The sequence below is a fragment of the Candidatus Ponderosibacter sp. Uisw_141_02 genome, from assembly GCF_048087665.1.
Lineage (GTDB): Bacteria > Pseudomonadota > Alphaproteobacteria > Puniceispirillales > Puniceispirillaceae > UBA3439.
Genome location: NZ_CP159807.1, coordinates 1,153,207 through 1,177,014 on the forward strand (window position 1 = coordinate 1,153,207; position 23,808 = coordinate 1,177,014).

Annotated in this window: 26 protein-coding genes; 8 read left to right on the plus strand and 18 right to left on the minus strand. The window is 49.4% G+C overall.

The features are described 5' to 3' along the window. Positions 1–511: 511 nt before the first annotated feature. Positions 512–1,021: a 30S ribosomal protein S9 gene (rpsI, locus tag ABXT40_RS05870; RefSeq protein WP_443646889.1), complete on the minus strand. Its 510-nt coding sequence runs from the start codon at positions 1,019–1,021 to the stop codon at positions 512–514. 2 nt (positions 1,022–1,023) lie between these two features. Continuing rightward, entirely contained in the window at positions 1,024–1,491 is a 468-nt protein-coding gene (gene rplM / locus ABXT40_RS05875) for a 50S ribosomal protein L13 (RefSeq protein ID WP_443646890.1), read from the minus strand. A 351-nt stretch (positions 1,492–1,842) separates the two neighbouring features. On the opposite strand from rplM, the gene ABXT40_RS05880 reads away from it, so the two are divergent. Then, on the plus strand, positions 1,843–2,517 hold the full coding sequence (locus ABXT40_RS05880) for an anthranilate synthase component II (protein WP_443646891.1): 675 nt from the start codon (positions 1,843–1,845) through the stop codon (positions 2,515–2,517). A gap of 40 nt (positions 2,518–2,557) precedes the next feature. On the opposite strand, the gene ABXT40_RS05885 is transcribed toward ABXT40_RS05880, so the two are convergent. Then, on the minus strand, positions 2,558–2,899 hold the full coding sequence (locus ABXT40_RS05885) for a cupin domain-containing protein (RefSeq protein WP_443646892.1): 342 nt from the start codon (positions 2,897–2,899) through the stop codon (positions 2,558–2,560). A 389-nt stretch (positions 2,900–3,288) separates the two neighbouring features. On the opposite strand from ABXT40_RS05885, the gene trpD reads away from it, so the two are divergent. The 5 genes from trpD to lexA all read left to right on the plus strand — a co-directional run bounded on the left by trpD (position 3,289) and on the right by lexA (position 7,653). Then, positions 3,289–4,311 carry an anthranilate phosphoribosyltransferase gene (gene trpD, locus ABXT40_RS05890; protein WP_443646893.1) on the plus strand — a complete coding sequence of 341 codons (1,023 nt, stop codon included), beginning with the start codon at positions 3,289–3,291 and terminating at the stop codon, positions 4,309–4,311. Positions 4,312–4,315: 4 nt separating this feature from the next. Further along, positions 4,316–5,116, plus strand: coding sequence for an indole-3-glycerol phosphate synthase TrpC (trpC, locus tag ABXT40_RS05895; protein WP_443646894.1), 801 nt, complete (start codon positions 4,316–4,318; stop codon positions 5,114–5,116). A gap of 32 nt (positions 5,117–5,148) precedes the next feature. Continuing rightward, a complete protein-coding gene (gene moaC / locus ABXT40_RS05900; RefSeq protein ID WP_443646895.1) occupies positions 5,149–5,625 on the plus strand; it encodes a cyclic pyranopterin monophosphate synthase MoaC in 477 nt (158 codons plus the stop codon). Beyond that, the gene (locus tag ABXT40_RS05905; protein WP_443646896.1) at positions 5,615–6,874 is read left to right on the plus strand and encodes a molybdopterin molybdotransferase MoeA; all 1,260 of its coding nucleotides are present in this window, start codon (positions 5,615–5,617) and stop codon (positions 6,872–6,874) included. Before moaC ends, ABXT40_RS05905 begins: the two co-directional genes overlap by 11 nt. Before the next feature lie 137 nt (positions 6,875–7,011). Beyond that, positions 7,012–7,653 carry a transcriptional repressor LexA gene (lexA, locus tag ABXT40_RS05910; protein ID WP_443646897.1) on the plus strand — a complete coding sequence of 214 codons (642 nt, stop codon included), beginning with the start codon at positions 7,012–7,014 and terminating at the stop codon, positions 7,651–7,653. 329 nt (positions 7,654–7,982) lie between these two features. Here the strand turns inward: lexA and ABXT40_RS05915 are convergent, their stop codons facing one another. Beyond that, a complete protein-coding gene (locus ABXT40_RS05915; protein ID WP_443646898.1) occupies positions 7,983–8,258 on the minus strand; it encodes a hypothetical protein in 276 nt (91 codons plus the stop codon). Positions 8,259–8,320: 62 nt separating this feature from the next. Here ABXT40_RS05915 and gltX point away from each other — a divergent pair, with 62 nt between their 5' ends. Both gltX and ABXT40_RS05925 read left to right on the plus strand, forming a co-directional pair. Beyond that, positions 8,321–9,712 (plus strand): glutamate--tRNA ligase, encoded by a 1,392-nt coding sequence (gene gltX / locus ABXT40_RS05920; RefSeq protein ID WP_443646899.1) that lies wholly within the window; start codon positions 8,321–8,323, stop codon positions 9,710–9,712. A gap of 101 nt (positions 9,713–9,813) precedes the next feature. Further along, on the plus strand, positions 9,814–11,121 hold the full coding sequence (locus tag ABXT40_RS05925; protein WP_443646900.1) for a citrate synthase: 1,308 nt from the start codon (positions 9,814–9,816) through the stop codon (positions 11,119–11,121). Between the two features lie 43 nt (positions 11,122–11,164). Here ABXT40_RS05925 and ABXT40_RS05930 read toward each other — a convergent pair whose 3' ends face one another. The 14 genes from ABXT40_RS05930 to pyrH form a co-directional block, all read right to left on the minus strand. Further along, the gene (locus tag ABXT40_RS05930) at positions 11,165–12,178 is read right to left on the minus strand and encodes a lipid-A-disaccharide synthase (RefSeq protein WP_443646901.1); all 1,014 of its coding nucleotides are present in this window, start codon (positions 12,176–12,178) and stop codon (positions 11,165–11,167) included. Beyond that, positions 12,162–12,317: a hypothetical protein gene (locus tag ABXT40_RS05935; protein WP_443646902.1), complete on the minus strand. Its 156-nt coding sequence runs from the start codon at positions 12,315–12,317 to the stop codon at positions 12,162–12,164. The genes ABXT40_RS05930 and ABXT40_RS05935 overlap by 17 nt, the downstream gene beginning before the upstream one ends. Continuing rightward, positions 12,314–13,135: an LpxI family protein gene (locus ABXT40_RS05940; RefSeq protein ID WP_443646903.1), complete on the minus strand. Its 822-nt coding sequence runs from the start codon at positions 13,133–13,135 to the stop codon at positions 12,314–12,316. Before ABXT40_RS05940 ends, ABXT40_RS05935 begins: the two co-directional genes overlap by 4 nt. A 46-nt stretch (positions 13,136–13,181) precedes the next feature. Next, positions 13,182–13,976, minus strand: a complete 795-nt coding sequence (lpxA, locus tag ABXT40_RS05945) for an acyl-ACP--UDP-N-acetylglucosamine O-acyltransferase (protein ID WP_443646904.1) — start codon at positions 13,974–13,976, stop codon at positions 13,182–13,184. Positions 13,977–13,979: 3 nt separating this feature from the next. Then, positions 13,980–14,438: a 3-hydroxyacyl-ACP dehydratase FabZ gene (gene fabZ / locus ABXT40_RS05950; protein WP_443646905.1), complete on the minus strand. Its 459-nt coding sequence runs from the start codon at positions 14,436–14,438 to the stop codon at positions 13,980–13,982. 67 nt (positions 14,439–14,505) lie between these two features. Next, on the minus strand, positions 14,506–15,522 hold the full coding sequence (gene lpxD / locus ABXT40_RS05955; protein ID WP_443646906.1) for a UDP-3-O-(3-hydroxymyristoyl)glucosamine N-acyltransferase: 1,017 nt from the start codon (positions 15,520–15,522) through the stop codon (positions 14,506–14,508). Positions 15,523–15,531: 9 nt separating this feature from the next. After that, positions 15,532–16,143, minus strand: coding sequence for an OmpH family outer membrane protein (locus tag ABXT40_RS05960; RefSeq protein WP_443646907.1), 612 nt, complete (start codon positions 16,141–16,143; stop codon positions 15,532–15,534). A gap of 2 nt (positions 16,144–16,145) precedes the next feature. Next, the gene (gene bamA / locus ABXT40_RS05965) at positions 16,146–18,425 is read right to left on the minus strand and encodes an outer membrane protein assembly factor BamA (RefSeq protein WP_443646908.1); all 2,280 of its coding nucleotides are present in this window, start codon (positions 18,423–18,425) and stop codon (positions 16,146–16,148) included. A 142-nt stretch (positions 18,426–18,567) separates the two neighbouring features. Further along, positions 18,568–19,650 (minus strand): RIP metalloprotease RseP, encoded by a 1,083-nt coding sequence (gene rseP, locus ABXT40_RS05970; RefSeq protein ID WP_443646909.1) that lies wholly within the window; start codon positions 19,648–19,650, stop codon positions 18,568–18,570. A 66-nt stretch (positions 19,651–19,716) separates the two neighbouring features. Continuing rightward, complete coding sequence (gene dxr, locus ABXT40_RS05975) at positions 19,717–20,928, minus strand: 1-deoxy-D-xylulose-5-phosphate reductoisomerase (protein WP_443646910.1); 1,212 nt, start codon at positions 20,926–20,928, stop codon at positions 19,717–19,719. Between the two features lie 12 nt (positions 20,929–20,940). Beyond that, entirely contained in the window at positions 20,941–21,726 is a 786-nt protein-coding gene (locus tag ABXT40_RS05980; protein WP_443646911.1) for a phosphatidate cytidylyltransferase, read from the minus strand. Next, positions 21,723–22,469, minus strand: a complete 747-nt coding sequence (gene uppS, locus ABXT40_RS05985) for a polyprenyl diphosphate synthase (RefSeq protein WP_443646912.1) — start codon at positions 22,467–22,469, stop codon at positions 21,723–21,725. Before uppS ends, ABXT40_RS05980 begins: the two co-directional genes overlap by 4 nt. Before the next feature lie 34 nt (positions 22,470–22,503). Beyond that, positions 22,504–23,061: a ribosome recycling factor gene (gene frr / locus ABXT40_RS05990; RefSeq protein ID WP_443646913.1), complete on the minus strand. Its 558-nt coding sequence runs from the start codon at positions 23,059–23,061 to the stop codon at positions 22,504–22,506. A 56-nt stretch (positions 23,062–23,117) separates the two neighbouring features. After that, the gene (pyrH, locus tag ABXT40_RS05995; RefSeq protein ID WP_443646969.1) at positions 23,118–23,804 is read right to left on the minus strand and encodes a UMP kinase; all 687 of its coding nucleotides are present in this window, start codon (positions 23,802–23,804) and stop codon (positions 23,118–23,120) included. Positions 23,805–23,808 lie beyond the last annotated feature (4 nt).

The window sequence follows — 23,808 nt, forward strand, 5'->3', positions numbered from 1 at the left end:
CTTTCTGTGCATACAGATATTGTAAAGTCAGCACAGTAAATCGCTACCTATAAGTAGTCTTATTGCCGTTTCATTATTTCAGCCCAAACTGTCGCAGTTGCTTCATATAAGTTGTCCAACGGATTATTTTGGCAGTGAAGTATTACTGCTTGCCAAACGCCTTCTTCATGCTACTTTGCGCATCGCTATTCCAGCGTTCTGCGTCTTACAGCTACGCCTTACGTAGCCTCGCATATTGTCAATTTTAAGTCTGTACCACCAGTTATCACTAACGATGTCACCACGTTTGTATATGACAACCTTGCCTCCATATACGTCGTATTCCCGCTTGTCGTTAAAGTGTGCCATGTGTTGTTACCTGTAAACTGTTTGTATTACTTACGTTTACAAACGCTAAACTACCCATAAAGCAATCATTTTCGTTATCTCGTACACTAAACGTACACAACAAAAAAAGACAGTATCTTGCGACACTGCCTTAGATTTTATTGAATATGTAGTAGCTTCTGCATCAACGCTTTGAGAACTGGAAGCTACGACGGGCTTTCGCCTTACCATATTTCTTACGCTCAACAACGCGTGAGTCGCGTGTCAGGAACCCGCCAGCTTTCAAAACTGGACGAAGACCCGGCTCAAACAGGGTCAGCGCGCGGCTGATGCCATGACGAACCGCACCGGCCTGACCAGACAAACCACCACCGCGAACCGTTGCAATCACGTCAAATTCGCCTGTGCGCTCGGTCGCATCAAACGGCTGTGCCAAAATCATCTGCAAAACAGGGCGGGCAAAATAAACCTCAAGCTTGCGGCCATTGATTGTAACCTGACCTGTGCCGCGCTTTACCCATACGCGGGCAGCGGCATCTTTGCGGCGACCTGTTGCATATGAACGGCCAAGGTTGTCGATTTTCGGTTCAGCCGGTGCTGCTGGAGCCTCGGCAACAGGTGCGTCTGCACTGATTGCGCCTAATGCTGCCAAACCTTCGGCCTGTGTATCTGTGTTTTGTGTATCTTCGGCCATGACTACCTCACATTCTTTGAGTTCATGCTAGCAATATCCAGCGCGACTGGCTGTTGTGCTTCATGCGGGTGGCTTGGGCCTGCATAGATATGCAGGTTACGCATTGCCTGACGGCCAAGCGGTCCGCGCGGGATCATACGCTCAACAGCTTTTTCAATCACACGGGTTGGAAAGCGGCCGTCAAGAATCTTGTCGGCAGTCCGCTCTTTAATGCCGCCCGGATGGCCTGTATGCCAATAATAGGTCTTTGCGCTACGCTTGTTACCGGTCAAATGCACCTTTTCGGCATTGACGATGATGATGTGATCACCGCAATCCATATTTGGCGTGTAGGTTGGCTTGTGCTTTCCGCGTACGCGCATGGCAACAAGCGAAGCAAGACGCCCAAGAACGAGATCAGCTGCGTCAATGACGAACCAGTTTTTCTCGATGTCTTTTGGTGTTGCAACATAGGTCCTTGGCAAAGGCATGTTATCATCTCCAGAAAAAAATGAGCCTGCAAGACATGGCACGCCATGCATCACAAGCTGTCCTGCCGCAGGTTATAGGCAGTTTCGGCGATAGCGTCAAATATTATTTTCGCGTGAAAAATAGAATTACTGAATTTTTACAAAGGCTTATTTATGCGGTATTATTTTACCACATTTTTTTCGTTGTTTTTTCAAGTTTTACCGCTTCTCACCCATCGCATTTGCCGTGTAGGTTTCATTGAGATGATAGCGCGCTTGGCAGCTTTGGCAAAAGCCTGTAATAAAGTGATAAAAATATAAACGCAATATAAGGCGTCTTAATCACTAACCTGCTGGCAAAAGGGCAATATCTTGTTCGTTCTGATCGATAACTACGACAGCTTCACATGGAATTTATGGCATTTCCTGTCTGATCTTGGCGCTGAGGTTGAGATTCTGCGCAATGACGCGATGCCGGCTAATGACGTGATTGCCCGCGATTTGGACGGGATAATCATTTCACCCGGCCCGGGAACGCCGCAAAATGCCGGCATTACAATGGATTTGATCCGCGCCGCCAAAGATGCCGGAACGCCGCTTCTTGGGGTTTGCCTTGGTCATCAGGCGCTTGCCGCGGCCTTTGGTGCCGAAATCAAACGGTTTGATCCGCCGGTACATGGCAAATTATCAATGGTCGAAAAAACCCGAAGTAATGCTGTGAAAAGCGATGTTCTGGCGTTATGCCCTGATGCGTTTCCGGTGACGCGCTATCATTCGCTGGTGGTTGACGAAGCCACCCTTCCCGCCGAATTGACCGTAACCGCCCGCACCAAAGCCGGTGCGATCATGGGGATTTCGCATAATACTACCGAACTTCACGGCGTTCAATTTCATCCAGAATCAATCGCCTCGGTGGCAGGTTACCGGATTTTAGCGCAATTTCTTGACATCTGCGGTCATGGCATTACGTCGGGCGAAACGCTTGACCGGCTTGAGGCGCAAATTCTTCGGCTTGACCAGCGCTTTCCTGATCAGATGCACGCTTAAATTTTTCACCCAAGATTTGCGGCTTACGTTTTATGGCCTGTTATTGACAGGGAACAATCATCGCCATATCGAGCAGATCACCCTTTTCGCCATTGGCACGATAGAGCTGCCGTGCATGTTCAGGATAATCGACAATATCGAAATCCAGCCGCTGGCCAACGATGATGCACTTCAAAATGGATGATCGCGTATTGCGAAGGTCATGCGCCTGGCCCCCAGCCGGATAGGCAATAAAATCACCAGCTTCAACCTGCAAAACCGTAGCGCCAATGCGCGCTGTTCCGGTACCTTCGAGAATATAGATACATTCTTCTTCGCAGAGATGCCGGTGAAAGGCACAAGTCGCCAACCCGATTGGCACCTCGATCAGGTGAAAACCCAATTTGGTTAATCCGGCAATGTCACCAAGCGGTTTTTGCAGATGTCGCGCGTCACGATTTAAAAAATGCCGTTTGTCCTAACCGGCCATTTTGGCAATTTCGGTTCTTGTGACAAGTTGTTTTCGTGTCATGATCCCGTCTCCTCGTGGAACTCATCTGAATAATTTAACATGTTTAAGGGTTTTCACGGCGCGGCTGCATATCAGCCAGCTTTGCCATTTGATAATCAGCCATGCCGAATTGGCAGCCATGCCTTGCATTGCGCGGCCTTGAACAATATAGTCTGGCTCAAGAAATTGGCGTTTTGCCCAAGACTATAAGGCCGCAAGGCGGCAAGGCTGGCACAAACTGCCCCGATATAGAAAATCCCCGATAAAGGAAATTATGGGTCATGTCTGACATTGTGAAATCATCTTTAACAGCGCTGATCGCTGGCGAACGGCCAAGCCCAAGCGCGATTCAGGCCTGTTTTACCGCAATTATGGATGGTGATGTTGGCGAAGCGCAGATGGCGGCCTTTTTGATCGCGCTGAAAATGCGCGGTGAACAGGTTGATGATATCGCCGCGGCGGCAAGTGTTATGCGCGACAAGGCGCTGACGATTCAGGCAAGCGACGATGCGATGGATATTGTTGGCACTGGCGGCGATGGTTTTGGCACTTATAATATTTCGACAGCAAGCGCCTTTGTTGTTGCAGGATGCGGTATTCCAGTTGCCAAACATGGCAATAAGGCCGTGTCGTCAAAAAGCGGTGCAGCCGATGTTTTATCAGCGCTCGGGATCAAGCTTGATTGCGATATGGCGCTTGTTGAACGCGCGTTGGCCAAGGCCAATATTGCTTTTTTGATGGCACCGCGCCATCACGCGGCGATGCGTCATGTTGGGCCTGTTCGAGCCGCGCTTGGCGTGCGAACCATTTTCAATCTTTTGGGCCCCCTATCCAATCCAGCACTTGTCAAACGCATCATGGTTGGTGTTTTTGACCAAAGCTATTGCGCGCCCTTTGCGCATGTTCTGGCGCGTCTTGGCACCAATCATGCCTGGGTGGTTCATGGCGCCGACGGGCTTGATGAGATTAGCACAACCGGCAAAACGCATGTTGCCGCCCTTGTCGATGGCAAGGTAAACGAATTCACCATTTCGCCCGAAGATATCGGCCTGCCAACCGCCCGACTTGACCAACTTCGCGGCGGTGATGGCGAACATAATGCGCGCTATCTCCGCGCCCTTCTTGAGGGCGAAACCGGCCCTTATCACGATATTGTTTTATTTAACGCCGCCGCAGCGTTGGTTGCTGGCGGCCATGTTGCTGATTTACAGCAGGGGGCAAAAATGGCCAAGGCGTCAATTGTTTCGGGCAAGGCGCTTGCCGCGCTTGATGGTTTGATCTCTATCACCAATGGAAAGGCCTGATCTAATGGAAAATGTTTTGGCCACCATCATTGATGAAAAACATAATGAAGTTTGCGCCCTTGCCGCCGCGACCAGCTTTGCCACGCTGGATCAGGCGGCCAAGGCAGCATCGCCGGTTCGTGGCTTTGCCGCGGCTTTGGCACACGACAGTGCCGATGGCTATGGGTTGATTGCCGAGCTGAAAAAAGCATCACCATCAAAAGGGTTGATCCGCGCCGATTTCGATCCGGCAAGTCTGGCAAAGGCTTATGAAGGTGGCGGCGCAAGCTGTCTTTCGGTTTTGACCGACCGCAAATGGTTTCAGGGCGCTCCCGAATTTCTGGTTGCGGCGCGCGATGCTGTCACCCTTCCCGTTCTGCGCAAAGATTTTATGATTGATCCTTTGCAGATCGTTGAATCACGCGCTTTGGGTGCTGATTGCATTTTGCTGATCATGGCCGCGCTTGATGATGCGCTGGCGGCCGAGTTGGAATCGGTTGCCTTTGATTATGGAATGGATGTTTTGATCGAATGTCATGATTCGACTGAACTGGCGCGGGCGGCGAAATTACGCTCACCTTTGATGGGAATTAATAACCGCAATCTAAAAACCATGGACATATCGCTTGATGTTGGCGCAGCGATGCTTCCTGACTTACCAAAAGACCGTATTGCAATTGCTGAAAGTGGCTTGTTCACACCGGCAGATCTTGCAAGGATGGCGGCTGCTGGCGCACGCTGTTTCTTGATTGGCGAATCTTTAATGCGTGCCGATGATGTTGCCGCGGCAACAAAAACCATTCTGGCCAATCCTGTTGCCGGTTAAAACATGCTTTGATGCGAAGGAAGATAATGGCTATGGCTGAATTTACCCATTTCGACAATGACGGTAACGCACATATGGTTGATGTTGGCAGCAAAGCCGACACCAAACGCATTGCTATTGTAAAAGGGCATATTCGCATGCATCCTGAAACTTTGGCCATGATCACCGATGGAACCGCCAAAAAGGGCGATGTTCTGGGGGTGGCGCGGCTGGCTGGCATCATGGGGGCAAAACAAACCTCAAATCTGATCCCGCTATGCCACCCACTTGGGCTTGATCATGTTCATCTTGATCTGATGCCAGACGCGGCCTTGCCCGGCGTGCAAATCACCGCAACCTGCGCCGTTTCTGGGCCAACCGGTGTCGAAATGGAGGCGATGACCGCTGTTTCGACAGCCGCGCTGACCGTTTATGACATGTGCAAGGCGGTTGATCGCGGTATGGAAATTGGCAATATTCGGCTGACCCATAAATCAGGCGGTAAATCAGGCGTTTATGATGCCGAATAGGCCAGACGAAGCAAGATCAGAGAAAAAACCGCTTCTTCTGCCGGTTGATCAGGCCCTCGCCGCCATTTTAGCGTTATTACCGCAAACGAACACCGTCACAAAACCGCTGGATAAGGCACTTGGCTTCACCCTTGCCGAAGACCTTGTTGCGGTTCTTACTCTGCCGCCACAGGCGGTATCGGCAATGGACGGCTATGCGGTTCGAGCTGCCGATGTGACGTCATTACCTTGTAAATTAACCCGCATTGGCGAATCAGCTGCCGGTCACCCTTGGACCGGTAAAATCGGTGCTGGACAGGCGGTTCGGGTTTTTACCGGCGCGGCGATACCTGATGGCGCCGATACGATTGTCATTCAAGAAGATGTCGATCCAGTCGCCGAACAGGACAATGTTGAAATTACCGTTCGCAGTGCGGAAATTGCCGGTCGCTATATTCGCCCTGCCGGTCTTGATATTTCCGCAGGTCAGGTGATTTTACCCGCTGGAACATTAATGTCGGCACGGGCAATTGGATTGGCCATTGCCGCCGGTCTTACCCAAGCTTCGGTTCGATTGCGCCCGCGTGTTGGGGTTTTGTCGACGGGTGATGAGTTGGTTTCCCCCGGTGAATTGCCAGGCCCCGGTCAGATCATCAGCTCAAATGCCAGCTTTCTTGCCAATTTTGTAAGTGCCTGCGGTGCCGAAGCGGTCGATCTTGGCATCGCCCGTGATGTGCCCGGAGCCATGCTTGATGCAGTGCGGCGCGCCAGCAACCTTGATCTTTTTGTGACCACTGGCGGCGCGTCGGTTGGCACGCATGACCATATCGTGTCAGATCTGGGAAGCAGCGGGCAAAATGCGCTTCATTTCTGGAAAATAGCTATGCGCCCGGGAAAGCCGCTTATTTCGGGTAATATTAACGGCATCCCGCATATTGGTTTACCCGGCAATCCGGTATCAACTGCCGTCTGCGCCTTAGTGTTTTTACGGCCAGCCATTGCTCATATGGCTGGCGGTACTGCATCGTCATTACAGTTTTTAATGCCGCTTGCTGTTGATCTTGACGTCAATGATCAGCGCCAAGACTATATTCGCGCACAAATCACCACCAAAGATGGCATTCAGGTGATTGTGCCAGCGCCACGTCAAGACAGTTCAATGATGTCGGTTCTGGCAACGGCGAATGCGCTAATTGTCCGTCCACCTTTTGATCCGGCCAAAGCTGCAGGTGAATTTGTATCGGTCATTCCTTTACCCGATTTAGGTTAATGCTTTTGCGCTGACAAGGTTTCGATCCAAACCCAATCATTCCGGCCATCATTTGTTTCGTTCAATTGGAGCTTGCGCCAGCACCAGAACATTGGTAGAACATAAACAGAACGAAATAGAACAGGCGGATTATTAAGATGCTTACACGCAAACAAAGTGAGCTTTTGACCTATCTTAGCGATCATATGCAACAGCATGATGTGCCACCGTCTTTTGACGAAATGCGTGACGCGCTTGGCCTTGCATCAAAATCAGGGGTTCATCGCCTTGTCTCTGGCCTTGAAGAACGCGGCTACATAAGACGGCTTGCCAATCGGGCGCGTGCTATTGAAATTTTAAAGCCGGTAACGGCGGCGGCTGGCGGTGTTGTTACGCGTGCCGTTGAAACAGCGTCTAATCTGGTTAGCCTTCCTCTTTTAGGGCGGATTGCGGCTGGCACACCGATTGAAGCGCTAAGTGACCCGACAAATCATTTAGAAATTCCGGCAAGCATGGTTGGCAGTGGCGAACATTTTGCGCTTGAAATTGTCGGCGACTCAATGGTTGGCGCGGGTATTTTAGATGGTGACACTGTGGTGATCCAACGCGCCGAAACCGCACGGCATGGCGAAATTGTCGTGGCCCTGATCAATCAACAAGAAGCAACGCTCAAAACCTTGTTAAAAGAACCGGGACGTGTTGGATTGGAAGCGGCTAACCCGCGTTACGAAACGCGTTATTTCAGCACGGACGAGGTTGAAGTGCAGGGCAAGCTTGCTGGCTTGATCCGAAATTATTAATCAGCCGTATTTTATTTTTATTAATAAAGATCAGGTAATTTTATCCTGTTTTTTTTGACTGATATCATCAATTAGTTTTCCGCTACAGCATGGATAGCGCGACGTTATGCTCGTCATAACAAACGCTGTTTCTAAATCCTTGCACGCTGCTGTCATGCCTTTTGCCCTCAAAACAATGCCGCCTGCTGGCAAAATGCCGCTTTGCACAATATCTGAAGTGGCATCAAGCCTAATCCATAAGCGGCTTCGGGCATCAGCATTGCCATCAATCTTGATCAGGGTTCCTTGGATATCAGCGGTAACGCCATGTTGATTCTGGGTTGATCATGTTAGGTAAATTGCAGGCTTGCCAAAGCAAAACCAACGATGAATGCAACCAGTATAAATAACCCTCGATCATGTCCGGCAGAATGCCGGGCATAGATTGCCGCCCCCAGCCCCGTAATCGAGACCAGTAAGGACCCGCCCAAAAGCCAATTTAGATATTCACCGCTATGCAAGATTGATGGCAGCAGATGAAACAGGATGATTCCCGCCATAAAAAGATAAAGCGAAATCAATATCCGGAGTTCGGCAACGATGAGGGGTGCAATTTGCAAAGCCACTAGTGTAGCATGCGCGTTATAGGTAATCCGCTGTCAGCCTATCAGGAAGGGCTTAAGAAATTATGAATGTCGTCACAAGATTTGCGCCGTCACCAACCGGTTATCTTCATATTGGCGGGGCAAGAACCGCCCTTTTCAACTGGCTGTTTGCACGCCATCATGGCGGCACTTACCTTTTGCGGATTGAAGATACCGATAAGGCGCGTTCAACCGATGCCGCGATTGCGGCAATCCATAATGGGCTTGACTGGCTTGGGCTTGGCGGTGACAAGCCCGCGGTCAGCCAGTCAGCGCAAAGCGAACGCCACCAAGAAATCGCCTATGCGCTGATTGCCGCTGGCGCTGCCTATCAATGTTATCTAACCGATAATGAATTAACCACGATCCGTGAAGACAGCAAAAAAACCGGTGACGCGGTGCGTTCGCCATGGCGCGACCGCGATCCGGCAGAAGCGCCATCAGATGCGCCCTTTGTTGTCCGAATGAAAATGCCTGATAGCGGCAGCACAACAATTGCAGATGCCGTTCAAGGTTCGGTTACCGTGCAGAACCATGTTTTGGATGATATGGTGATTTTGCGCGCTGACGGATCACCAACCTATATGCTTGCGGTTGTTGTTGATGATCATGATATGGGCATCACGCATGTTATCCGCGGTGATGACCATCTGAATAACGCTTTTCGGCAATATATGGTTTATAAAGGCATGGGATGGGATGTTCCGGTTTTTGCCCATATCCCGCTTATTCATGGCAGTGACGGCGCAAAACTATCCAAACGGCATGGGGCGCTTGGCGTTGATGCCTATCGCGATATGGGGTTTTTACCCGATGCCATGTTCAGCTACTTGCTGCGGCTTGGCTGGAGCCATGGCGATATGGATATCATTCCCCGCGATGAAGCGATTGGTTTGTTTGATCTTGGCCGTATTGGCAAATCACCTGCCCGCTTTGACAGCGATAAATTACGCGATGTGAACGCCTATTTCATAAAAATCATGGATGATGATGCGCTGTATGAATTGATTGCAACCGCGCTTGCACAATCGGGCAACACACCAAAAAGCAGTGCGGCAAAATCGCGGATTATCACATTGCTACCATTGTTAAAGGAACGCGCCAAAACCCATCTTGATATCGCTGGATCAATTGGCTATCTGCTCGGCGATGGTGCGATTGATATCGACGATGATGTCGCTGCACTTCTGACTGATGACGCCAAGGCAGTTTTACGTGATTTGGACATTTCATTGGCGAGTGCGACTTGGGATCTGGACGGGTTAAAGGCGGCTATCAACGGCTATCTTGCCGAAAAAAACCTGAAAATGCGCGATATTGGCCTGCCATTGCGCGCCGCTGTCACAGGGATGAAACAAACCCCGTCTATTACCGATATCATGGTTGCTTTGGGACAATCTGAAACAAGCGTGCGATTGCAGATCGCTTGCAAATAACTGTAATCTGTGCTAAAAATAAGTCATCTCTTTGCTGCTGAGACAGTCTCCGGCCGCGCCGAGCTGTATCCGTCAAATAACTTTTACCATGAGGTCCGCAGATGGCAGAAAATTCGCCTTCCGAAAAATCAGTGACAGTCACTGACAACGCATCAGGAAAATCAACAATTCTTCCGGTTACTTCGGGGACCATTGGGCCAGGTGTTATTGACATCCGCAAACTCTATGCCGAAACCGGCATGTTCACCTATGACCCGGGTTATGGGGCAACGGGATCTTGTGTTTCAGGACTGACCTATATTGATGGTGATGAGGGCGTTTTGCTGCATCGCGGCTATGCGATCGAAGACCTTGCTGAAAAAGCCGATTTTCTAGAGTTGGCCTATTTGCTTCTTGAAGGCGAATTGCCAAAACCTGACGAGAAAGAAGCTTTTGATACTGCAATCACACGCCACACAATGGTGCATGAACAGCTATCGATCTTTCTTCGTGGCTTTCGTCGTGACGCGCATCCAATGGCTATTCTTTGTGGTGTTACCGGCGCGCTTTCGGCTTTTTACCATGATTCGACCGATATACATGACCCGTTACAGCGCATGATTGCATCACGGCGTTTAATCGCCAAAATGCCGACCTTGGCATCAATGGCCTACAAATATTCGCTTGGACAGCCATTTAACTACCCACGCAACAATCTGAAATATGCGGAAAACTTCCTGCATATGTGCTTTGCCGTGCCAGCCGAAGATTATCATGTCGACCCTATTCTGGCTGATGCGATGAATAAAATCTTTATTCTTCATGCCGACCATGAACAGAATGCGTCAACCTCGACCGTCCGTCTTGCTGGTTCATCAGGGGCAAACCCATTTGCCTGTATTGCCGCGGGGATTGCGTCTTTATGGGGACCTGCGCATGGCGGTGCGAACGAAGCCGTTTTGAATATGCTGAACCAGATTGGCCATAAGAAAAACATTCCAGAATTCATCAACAAAGCCCGCGACAAGGACGATCCGTTCCGGTTGTTCGGCTTTGGGCATCGGGTTTATAAGAATTTTGATCCGCGCGCTAAGGTTCTGCGCAACGCCTGCCATCATGTTCTTGGCAAGCTTGGAATCAATGATCCGCTTCTCGAATTAGCGATGGAGCTTGAAGAACTGGCCGTCAATGACAGCTATTTCATCGAAAAGAAGCTTTATCCGAATGTGGATTTCTATTCAGGTATCATTTTGAAAGCGATGGGTTTCCCAACGTCAATGTTCACTGTGCTGTTTGCCGTTGCGAGGACAACCGGCTGGATTGCACAATGGAATGAAATGATTACCGACCCGACCCAGCGGATTGGCCGCCCTCGCCAGCTCTATACAGGGCCTACCGAGCGTCCTTACAAAGACCTACAATCGCGTTAGGCTTTAATCAAATTTTACCGCATAATTCAAACTGGCTTGGTGTTTAATCAAGCCAGTTTTTTAACGCGCTAATTACCAATTCATCAAATGATTGCGCCCCGCCGGTCAGCAGGCTTTTCAGTTCGATCGCGGCCTGTCTTGCACTGGATTTTGCGTTGGCGTCATAAAGACAGTCCAATGTCGCGGCAGCAAGGGTTTTACCAGTTGCCGCCTCTTGGAAGTAAAAAGGGTAAAGCGGACGGCCAAGTATGGCATTTGGCAAAATCACCTTATCCAGATCAACCAGCCGGCGGCCGATAAAGCCACTGAATGCGCTGGTACGGTAACAGGTCACGCCAACAGTGCCACATAAAGCCGCCTGCAAGGTGATCGTTCCTGATGTTGCTATCATCGCGTCACTTGTTTGCAATGCAGGGATCAAATCTTTTGGTTGGTCAAGAATTGTGACGCCACTTTCCGCAATAAGACTCTGAATCAGAGGCAAAAGATGCGGCACCGCTGGCAATACAAAGTTCAAATTTGGGTCATGCCGTTTGATGATCGCTGTTGCGGCAAGCATCTCTGGCAGAATGAGGCTGATTTCGCTTAGCCGACTTCCGGGTAATAATATGATTTTATTTGATTTTATCTTTTCTTCTTCAACGGATTTATTCGCTGGCTTGGCGGGCAAGAAATCACCAAAGGCTTCGGGATGTCCAATAAAATGCGCATCAAGCCCAAATGGTTTGAAATAATCAGGTTCAAATGGAAACAGACATAAAAGACCATCCATAACCGTGGCAAATTTTTTCGCCCGCCACCTACCCCAGGCCCATACCGTCGGGGCAACACAATGAATGACCGGCACTGACCAGCCAACGGCCTTCATACGGCGTTTTAACCGCGATGCGAACCGAACAGCAAAGCCTTTGTTATCAACGGTGAGAACCAGACGCGGCCGTGCCTTGATCACCTGTTCAACAAGATCATCAGCAAGGCTGGATAGCCGCCTATAAGCCTTTAACGCGCCGCCAAACCCCATAACCGATAGCGTTTCAATATCAATCCAAGATTTCAAGCTCTTCGGCCTGCATCAATCTGCCACCAACCCCAATCCAATTGGGTTTTTCATAAGCGTTATTCACCGCCCGCATGAGATGAGCCGCCAATTGATCGCCCGACGCCTCACCTGCAAGGATGAAAATCGGCGCTGTCATGATGTCATGCGGCTATCAATGCCGATCAAGGTAACGCCATGTGTCTTGCATAGCGCTTTGATTACCGTAATATCATCAGCGAGCAGCACCGAGTCTGCCTCAATCGCCATAAGTGACAAGCCAGCATTTGCCGCCGACAAAATGGTGTTGCAGCCAATCACCGGCATATCAAGGCGGGAATCTTGTGCGCTTTTACGCATTTTCACAAGGCAGGCAATGCCGCCAGTTGGATCAAGAAGCGCGCCGGCACGCGCAATCATGGCATCACTGCCCTCCGCCGCTTCGATTGCGATCACACGGCCATTTTGGACAATTACTGACTGTCCAACATCATGCGCTCCCAATGCGGCAAGAACGGTGGCACCAAGCGCGATTGTATCCATTGATCGCGCATCAGGCTTGTCACCAGCGACAAGACCCAACGGCATTTTGCGATCTGGCAGAAAGGCGTCAACCGCCATGGTTTCAATCCCTTTTTCGGCAAAAAACGCCGCCACATGGCGAAGCGCATTATCATCACCCTTGGTCATCATCTTACCAAGCAGTTTCACCCCGTTAAAATCGGGTCTTAACGCGGCCATTGACGGCCAAGACACCTTGCCAACCATGACCAGTTTTTCGATCTTATGCTGAACCATAATGGCGCGGGTTTCGCCAATCGCACCAAGCCGGATTGGCATGGTTTGATAGGCGGTGAAATCAGCGTCGGCTTGTGCTTTTATCGCCAGGATCAGAACGTCAAAACCATCAGCAGTTGCCGCCGCGGCAACATCAACCGGCAATTGGCCCTTTCCGGCGATAATAGCAAGCCGTGTCATGTCCTTGATAAAACCCTTTTGGCAATCCTGCCGCGTTTATGCCCTTTTAGCGTTTGAATGACTGGCAAACACCATTGCGGCCAGCATTGTCAATAAAATCAAACAAAAGATCAATTTCTGGTTGGCCAGCGAAATGCGCCTTTACCTCCTGTAACCGGCTGGCAAAAAGCCCATTTCCCCGAATCAATTGGCGGAAAAGATCGCGCAATGCAGTGACGGTTGATGGGGCAAAGCCGCGCCGATCCAAACCAATGACATTTATACCGCTAAGCCGCGCCCGATTTCCAGAAGCGATGCAATAGGGAATAATATCGGCGTCAACGAGACTATGCGCACCAACCATCACATGTGGACCAACACGGCACCATTGCTGAACCGCTGCAAAACCGCCAAGCATGACATGATCGCCAATCTTTACATGCCCGCCGAGCGAAGCGTTATTGGCAAAAATAACATGATTGCCAACAACACAATCATGCGCCACATGCGCTCCCGCAAAAAATAAACTGTGATCACCAACAATTGTTTCCATGGCATCAATGGCCGTTCCCGGATGCATGGTCACATGTTCGCGAATCACGCAATTTTTACCAATAACCAATTGTGAAGGCTCATTTTTATAACGCGTATGTTGCGGCGCACAACCAAGGGCGGCAAAAGGGTAAACCTCGCAGCCTGCCCCAAGCGATGTATGACCCTCGATCACAACATGGCTGTGAAGATGCGCACCATCACCAATAACAGCGTCATCACCAATTACACAATAAGGCCCAATCTTAACATTGGCGCCAATCTTGGCCTTTGCAGCGATGATTGCAGTTGAATGAATTATTTGCGTCATTGCCTAGCGATCCGGATCAACGACCATCGCGCCAAATTCGGCTTCGGCAACAAGCTTGCCAGCCACTTTAGCCGTGCCGGTAAATTTCCACAGCGGGCCTTTGGCTGCAGTTTTAACAACACGCATTTCGATAACATCACCAGGTCTCACCGGCTGGCGAAAACGGGCTTTTTCAATGGTTGTAAAAAACACCAATTTGCCCGCGGTGAAATCAGGCATTGTTGCGGCCACCATAACCGATGCTGTTTGCGCGATGGCTTCAACAATTAACACGCCGGGCATAACTGGAAAATCCGGGAAATGACCAGCAAAATAAGGCTCATTGCCACTAACCGCTTTGACTCCTGTCGCCTCGGTATCGGGGATGATGTTTTCAACCCGATCAATCAACAAAATTGGCGCTCGATGCGGAATCAGTTTTTTGATCTCATCAATATTCAAAACATCAATCGTTTCCGCCATTACCCTGTCCTTTTGCGATCTTTAATGATCTATACATAGTATAAATAATGTTTAACTTCACTGCTTATTATGATTTTGACGCCTTCGGCGTGGCAAGCCGTCTTAATGCTGCCTGCTCGCGCCAGAACTGGCGTTTTGACATGGCTGGAAAGCCGGCGACCTGATCACCGCATTCGATGTCTTTTGTGACGCCGCTTCGCGCTGTTAAAACGGCACCATCACCAATCTTCACATGCGGGGCAATGCCAACCTGACCACCCATTGCGACGCCTTGTCCAACGGTAACACTTCCCGAAATGCCGCATTGACCCGCAATGATCGATCTTGCACCAATGATTACGTTATGGGCGATGTGACACAGATTATCCATCATCACATGCGCGCCGATATGGGTATTGCCAAGGCTGCCGCGGTCAATCGCGCAACCGCTGCCAATTGACACAAAATCATCAATCACAACAAGGCCGATATGCGGCAATTTAACAACCCCATCATCGGTCATTTCAAAGCCAAAACCGGCCGCGCCAAGAACGCTGCCAGCACCAATATCAACCCCATTACCAATCAGACAATGCGACAGAACGCTGTTTGACCGGATATTACAATTATCACCAACCGTAACCCCGGCATGCAAGACAGCACCAGCTTCGATCACGGTTCCCGCCCCGATCACAACTTGCGGCATGATGGTCGCTGACGGGTGAATGATGGAAGTATTGGCAATTTTGGCTGTTGGTGCGATACCTGCAGTGCCATGATCAACCGGCGCGGCCGAGACAAGATGCGCCAAAGCATGGGCAAATCCAACCCGCGGTGATGCCACGACTAAACAGCAATTGGCCCGATCAATAAATGGCAAACAGGCTTCATTCGTAATCAAAATAGCTGATTCGACTGCCAGTGTTTTGGCCAGATCTGGATCGGATTGATAGATCAATGAAAATGGTTTTGCTGTGTCAAAAGGTTCAATATCACTGATCACAATCTGATCTGGCCCACATAGATCAGTCGCGCCGATGATTTTGGCAAGATTGGCAGCCGTCACATTTTTGGCAATTTGGTAAAATGCAGTGTTGATGGACATGAAAATATCCTATTGCGCGACTGGCTTCTTGATTTCAACTTCGATGCGGGCGTTTTTGGTGCGTTCATTCAAGCGCGATAACACCTCATCTGAAATATTCAGATGCGGTAAGAAAATCACACTCGAATCACGATTTAAGATTAGGTCGATCTCGCGTTCACTGGCAATTTTTGTAATCACTTCGATCGCCAGCTTACGGATATTGCTCAGTGCTTTTTGATAAGCATTATCAATCGACTGTCTTTTATATTGGATTTCCTTTTGCACTGACGAGACACGCGCCTGAAACGCGGCAACAAGCTTGTCATATTCGTCTTTTGCCATCAGCTCGCGCTTGGCTAGAAGATCACGTTCGCTTTGCTGCAAATTTACCTCAATCACCCGAAATTCTTCTTGAAATTTTGCACGCTGACCATCAAGCAATTCACGAACACGGTTATTGGCATCAGCGGCGCGCAAAATACCACCTAGGTCAACAAGGGCAATGCGTTTTACCTCCATCGATTTTTCTGCTGCCGGCGGGGTTGCGCCGGTCTGGGCAAAGCTAGCAGGCGCAAAACCAACAAAAGCCATTATACAAATCAATAGTTTGAACGGGGTTACGCGTGTTTTTTTCATCATGCCTACAACCTGGTTCCAATATTGAACTGGAAGGTCTTTGGCGTGTCATGCGCCATTTTTGATAGCGGCTTTGCCCAAGAAAACGACAGTGGACCGATGGCTGTATTCCAGAAAAAGCCAACACCCGCACTGACTCGCATATTCGCCGCATTTGGCTTGGTTACGTTTGATGGATAGTCGGTGCCCCACAATGATCCAAAATCGGTAAAGACCGTCCAGCGAACGCCCGTATCCTTGTCAAGGCCAAGGTTTGAAACCACCTCAAAAGAACCAGCATACATCTTGTTGCCGCCAACAGCGTCAGACGATCCCGCGTCACGCGGTCCGATACCACCAGACCCAAAACCTCGAACATCCCGTCCACCAAGATTGAAACGTTGCGATTGCGTTACCTTGTCACCAAGACCAGTGACGTAGCCGATCTTGCCAGACATCCCAAGAATAACCGATTTGAACAATAACGGTTTGTAATAGGCAGCCGACAGTTTTGTCTGCAAAAACTTAACATCACCGCCAAAGCCAGCCAATTTTTCGTCCATTTCTAAGTAATAGCCCTCATTCGGATCAAAACGGCTGTCTCTTGTGTCCTTCGACAGAACATATTTTAGCGACGAGCGAAGAAGGGTTTCTCCCTCCTCGCCGGTAATCGATGTGGCTGTGGTTGACGCAACCGTTGTTTTGGACTGGCTAAGCTCATAGTTTAAGCGGTGAAACACATCGTGTGCCGCTGAAAAGCCAACCCCAAACGAAAAGCCTGTTCGATTGATGGTCGTCTCATCCGATTTGGTCTTTGTTTTAAAAACATCAAAACTGCCGGTTAAATCCCGTCCAAGTAGATAAGGCTCAGTTAGCCCTAAATTAAAATTGGTTTCAGTTCCCGATGTTGAAATAGACGCGCTGGCCCTGCGGCCTGTGCCAAGGAAATTACGTTCGTTAATGCCTAATGACACACTCGAGTTGTCCAATGACGAATAGCCAAGGCCAATTGAAAAATCACCGGTTGACTGTTCCTCGACAGTAACTCTTGTAATCGTTTGTTCGGGGCTCGACCCTTGAAGGGTGGCAATTTTAACATCTCTAAAATATCCAAGATTTCTGACATTTCGGACAGACCGATCAATTTTCAGTTGGTTATAGGCGTCACCCTCGACAATTTCAAATTCGCGCCTAATTACACGATCCTTGGTGCGTGCATTATCGACAAATTCGATCCGCTCGACGAAATTACGACGTGCCTTATCAATAGTGATGGCAATGTCTAATGTCGCTGTTTCCGGGTCCATCTTGATTTCAGGCGTTACATTCACAAATGCATAGCCGAAAGACCCCAACCGGTTTGAAATATCAAGAAGCCCCTGCTCAAGTTCCCGAACATCATACCATTTATCATCACCAAATTTGATTATTTGCTGCAATTCATCTGTATCAACACCAGTAATTTCACTGGCAACGCTGACCGTCCCAACCTGATAGCGTATACCCTCATTCACAAGAAAGGTGATAGCAAAACTGCTGCGGTCGGGCAATAAACCGCCGCGAACACGATCAACGGTAATATCGGCATAGCCACGCGCTAAATAGAATTGCCGCAAAAGGCGAACATCATAATCGAGCCGCCCCTCATCATATTTGTCATTGGACGCAAGAAATGCCCACCAACGTGCTTCGCGGCTGGCAATTGCCTGACGCAATGCCGTGTCGCTAAAAGATTGATTGCCCGAGAATGCGATTGAGTTGATTTTAATTAGCGGGCCCTCTTTAACCTCAAAAACCAGATCAACACGGTTTTCATCAAGCTGAATAATTTTGGGTTCAATCACAGCAGCAAAACGTCCACCAGCGCGATAAACGTCAATCAGCTGACGCGTCGCATCAATGGCCACTTTTCGGTTATAGACGCGTCGCGGCTGTACATCGATGATTTCAAGCAATCGTTCATCTGAAATTGCGTCATTGCCCTCAATATTCACCCGATTGATAATCGGGTTTTCAACAACGCGGACAATAAGAACGCTGCCGTCCATATCCATTTTGATATCTTGAAATAAATTGGTGTCATAAAGCCGAGCGAGCGCATTGCTCAACGATCCCGGCGATGCCAGATCACCAACGCGAACCGGTAAATAAGATTTAACGGTACCAGCCGCAACACGGCGGTTTCCATCTACCCGTATCTCAGAGATGCGAACAGGGTCTTGCGACACCTGCGCCACACTGGATTGGATTGTTGTGAAAACGAGGAATAATCCCAGAATAAAACCAAATAGATCATGACGACGCATTGAATTTTCCGATCACAAGCAAGACAAGCGGTAAAACTATAGACAGCCTGACGGCTTAGCGAAAGCCTAACAATGCCCTAATTGTAAATTTAATCGCCGATTTTACTTTTTAAACCAAAGAGAAACGCGCCCTTTACCAGCATTATTGAAAAAGGCGTATCACATCGGTAATGACAAGAAACAGCGTTAACACCATCAAAATGGCGATCCCGCCTCGCATCAATACCGCCTGAAACCAGATCGGCAACGGCTTCCCACGAAGCGCTTCGAGGAAAAAGAAGGTAAGATGACCGCCATCAAGTGCCGGAACAGGCAACAGATTAATCAATCCAAGATTGATTGAAATAACCGCTGTTAGTAGAATAAAGGGAACAAGCCCCTGATTTAAAACCGCGCCCGAAATTTCGGCAATCCGAACAGGGCCACCAACCTCACCCTGCTGCATATTGCCGGTGACAGCGCGGCCAAGGCTGCGCAAAATCACCACCGACATATGAAATGCGTCAGACGATGCGGCTACCACCGCCGCTGACGGGCCGAGTTTTTGAATTTCACCAACCGGCGGTGATTTCACCCCCAAAACGCCAATATCAATCTGCAATTGTTCATTAAATTGCGCGGCAGGTGTGATGTTTAAATTGAGTTCACGACCGTCACGAAGAATGACAAACCGTAGATCCTTATTCGGGCTTTCAACAACAAGCCCGCGCATATCATTAAAATCCCGAACACCAACACCGTCGATTTCGATCACTTTATCGCCCGGCTTTAGACCCGCGCTGGCAGCCGGCATATTTGGCATCACATCGCCAATCACCGCTGGCAGAATTTGTTTGCCAACCGCCATATAGACTACAGCAAAAAGGAAAATGCCAAGAATGAAATTGGCAATCGGCCCCGCCGCGACAATCGCCATGCGCCAGTAAAGTCCAGCATTGCCAAAACTACCCTCGATAGCTTTACCATCAGCAGATGGCGTGCTGGCGGCATCATCATCCCCGCGCATTTTGACATAACCACCAAGTGGAATGGCTGAAATGCGCCATCTTGTTCCGGTTTTGGCCGTCCAGCCGTAAATTTCAGGGCCAAAGCCAATCGAAAACACATCAACCACGACACCAGCTTTTCTCGCCACCCAATAGTGACCAAGCTCATGGAAATAGACCACTGGCGTGATTAACAATAAAAAGCCAAGAATAAGATCAGTAAAGCCAAGTTCGGGCATAAAATATCCTGTCGTGAGCGATTGCAAAACTGCATATGTGACGTGTTAGAATTATCCTATCCCAGTTTAGTCATTTTTGAAAACGTAACGCGATGCCACAATTTGCCGCGCATGTTCGCGGGCGGTTTGATCAATAGCGCAAACCGCGTCGATCATTGTCAAATCCCCATCCAAATCTTTGGAAAGGCAGGAATCAACAATGCTGGCAATATCCAAAAACCCAATCTTTCCAGTCAAAAAGGCATCAACCGCCACTTCATTTGCGGCGTTTAGAACAGCGGGAGCAATCCCCCCTGCCTCAAGCGCCTGACGCGCCAGCATGAAACAGGGAAACCGGTCAGGATCAACCTGCGCGAAGGTCAAATTGGCAATCGCCGCCAGATCAAGCGGTTCTGGCCCCCAATCAAGCCGGTCGGGCCACGCCATAGCATAGGAAATCGGCGTTCGCATATCGGCACCGCCCATTTGCGCAATGATTGATCCATCACGAAAATAAACAAGCCCATGAACCGCTTGCTGGGGATGGATTAAAACGTCAATTTGGCTTGGCTTCAGGTCAAAAAGCCAACGCGCCTCAATAACCTCTAGCCCTTTATTCATCATTGTGGCGCTATCAACCGAAATTTTTCGTCCCATTTCAAAATTTGGATGTTTTACCGCCGCCGCCGGTGTGATTGCGGCAAATTCACCAATCGGCAAGGTCAAAAATGGTCCGCCTGATGCGGTAAGGCAAATATGACTTAATTCGGTCATCTTGCCATTTGTCTTGTCGGTTGATTGATGCCCCTTCCAGCCATTCCAGCATTGGAAAACAGCGTTATGCTCACTATCAATCGGTAAAATATGCGCGCCTGACAGGATGGCTTGGCGGGAAACAACCGCGCCTGCCGAAACCAACGATTCCTTGTTGGCAATCGCAACTGTCTGACCAGCACGAACCGCCGCCATCACCGACGGCAATCCGGCAAGACCACTGATTCCGGCAATAACCAGATCAACAGGCATCGCCGCAATCTCGCTACAGGCCGCCGCGCCAGCCACCAACTGGCAATCAAGCGTTGAAACCAATTCTTTCAGGACTGGCAGATTTGTCTGGTCATGGATACCAATGATTTTGGGTTTGAATTCATGCGCCAAAGTAGCCAGACGATTAAAATCCTTGCCAGCGACCAATCCGTGAACCACAAACCGCTCAGGGTGCTGACGCACCAAGGAAAGGCTGCTTTGACCAATTGACCCTGTTGCCCCCAAAACCGTGATTTGTTTTACGCCAGCCATATTCAAAACCAATTAAAAACCAAAAATATAAAGATAGACTGCAGGAATAACAAAAATATAGCCATCAAAACGGTCAAGCAAGCCGCCATGACCGGGCAGAATAGACCCGCTATCCTTGACATCAAGCTGGCGTTTTACCGCCGATTCCATCAAGTCGCCCGCCTGCGAGAGCCCGCCAATCAATAGCCCCAAAATCAAAGCATCTGTCAAATCATCAAGACCAAATATCGATGCGACCAAAGCTGTCACTGCCATTGCCGCAACAAGCCCGCCAACACCGCCCGAAATGGTTTTATTAGGGCTAACACGCGGCCATAATTTAGGCCCGCCAAGGCGGCGGCCAACAAAATAGGCAGCACTGTCACAAGCGGCAATGATGGCCGCAAGCGCGACCAGCATAATATGACCCGATGGTTGGGATAACAATAAACCACCACTGGCAAGGCAAAGACATAGCAAACCAACAAACAGACCTGCTAGACGATTGCTAATAACACCAACGATGAATACCGCCAAAAGGCCAGCAATCAAAAGAATCAAACCAACATTCATGGTTAAAGAAATGCCGAGCATCCAATGAGGAAAGGATTGAACGGCAATCAAAGCCAGAACAACCAAACCAGCAAAAAATGGCAGGCCGGTAATGCGTTTTACCTCAAGCCCCATCAAACAGCCAAGACAGACAAAGATAACACCAGCAGTCATCTGATCGAACCAAACCAGCGCGACAACAGGAACCAGTATAAACGCCCCATAAACCCGACGCAGCGTTCCTGATGATTTGGCTAAATCAGTCAAGCTAGATCACTTTTCACCATATGAAGCTGATGAATTTCGCCTGAATCTCCGCCAAAACGGCGTTCGCGCTTGGTGTAATCACTAATCGCCATGGCCAAATCCTGTGCAGTAAATTCCGGCCAATATCGATCGCTGAAATGCAACTCGGCGTATGACAAATCCCACAAAAGAAAATTCGAAATGCGCTGCTCGCCCCCGGTTCGGATCAACAGGTCAACTGGCGGCAACACTCGTGTCGAAAGGCGTGATTTCAGCAAATCATCATTCACCTGACTGGCTTTTAGCAAACCAGACTCGACCTCACATGCAATTTGTGCGGCCGCCGCCGTCAGATCTTGACACCCACCATAATCAAGCGCAACGGTCAGGTTCAGCCCTGTATTCATTGCCGAAGATTTTTCAACATCATCAATAGCAACTTGAAGGTCATCCGAGAACCGGTCGCGCCGCCCAATTGTTCGAAGCCGGATATTGTTATCAATCAGCTCTTTTGACCGGGTAAGGATAAATCGTTTCATCAAAGACATAAGCCCTTTGACCTCGGCGGCCGGACGCTGCCAATTTTCCGATGAGAAAGCAAATACCGTCAACCAATCAACTTTTTGGTCAATGGCGGCACGGCTGATGGCCTCAAGCGTATCCGCGCCCTGATGATGGCCTTTCAGCACCTCAAACCCATGCGAATGCGCCCAGCGGCGATTGCCATCCATTATGATTGCCAGATGATGTATATTTTTTGGCATCTTCTCACCCCTCAAAAATGAAACAACGCGCAACTTATACTTGCGTTATTTCTTTTTCCTTATGGGAAAGGGCATCATCGACTTTTTTGACGAATTCATCGGTTAATTTTTGAACCTGATTTTCCTGCGTATGTCGATCATCCTCGGAAATCAGACCTTCTTTTTCGGCCTTGCGCGCAGTTTCAATACCATCGCGGCGAATGTTGCGAATGGCGACACGACACGCCTCGGCATAGCGACCGGCAACTTTCACCATATCTTTGCGGCGTTCTTCTGACAGATCAGGGATCGGCACCCGGATAAGATTGCCTTCGGTTGACGGGTTGAGGCCCAGATCAGAATCGCGGATCGCCTTTTCAACCGACGATGCCATCCCAGCATCCCAAACCGAAACCGTCAAAAGCCGTGGCTCAGGTGCTGAAATATTGCCAACCTGATTCATTGGCATCTTTGACCCGTAGGCATCAACCATGATTGGCTCAAGCATTCCGGTTGACGCACGGCCAGCCCTAAGCCCCATAAATTCGGTGTGAAGGCTTGCAAGACTTGCGTCCATGCGGCGCTGAATATCATCAATATCAAGTTCTGCCATGGTTATATCCTCTTTCTTAGTCGGGTGGGCTTACCCGCGTTAATCAATGATTTAGCTCAAAAAACGATAGTGAATCGTCCTTCATGTTTAACAACCCGCTCAAATTCACCGGGCGTTTCAATGGAAAACACCAGAATGGGGATATTATTTTCGCGTGACAAGGCAATGGCTGATGCGTCCATCACGCGCAAATCATCGGTTAGTACCTGCATATAGCTAACCCGATCAAAACGTTTGGCGTCTTTGTTCTTTTCCGGATCATCGGAATAAACACCATCGACTCTGGTGCCTTTCAACAAGGCCTGACAATTCATCTCAGATGCGCGCAATGCCGCTGCCGTGTCGGTGGTGAAAAATGGATTGCCAGTTCCTGCCGCAAAAATAACCACCCGTCCCTTTTCAAGATGGCGGGTGGCACGGCGGCGGATATACGGCTCACATACAGCACTAATCGTCAGGGCAGATTGGACGCGCACTGGAACATCAATCTGTTCAAGCGCATTTTGCATGGCAAGTGCATTCATCACGGTTGCCAGCATGCCCATATAATCGCCAGTGGCGCGTTCCATACCGGCAGCGGCACCTGACATGCCACGGAAAATATTGCCGCCACCAATAACGAGACATACCTCGACACCTGTGGCGACAACGTCTTTGACCTGCTGTGCAACGGTTCCGACCATTTCGGGATCAATACCGTAGGGAAGCTTTCCCATAAGCGATTCACCGGAAATTTTTAGCATCACC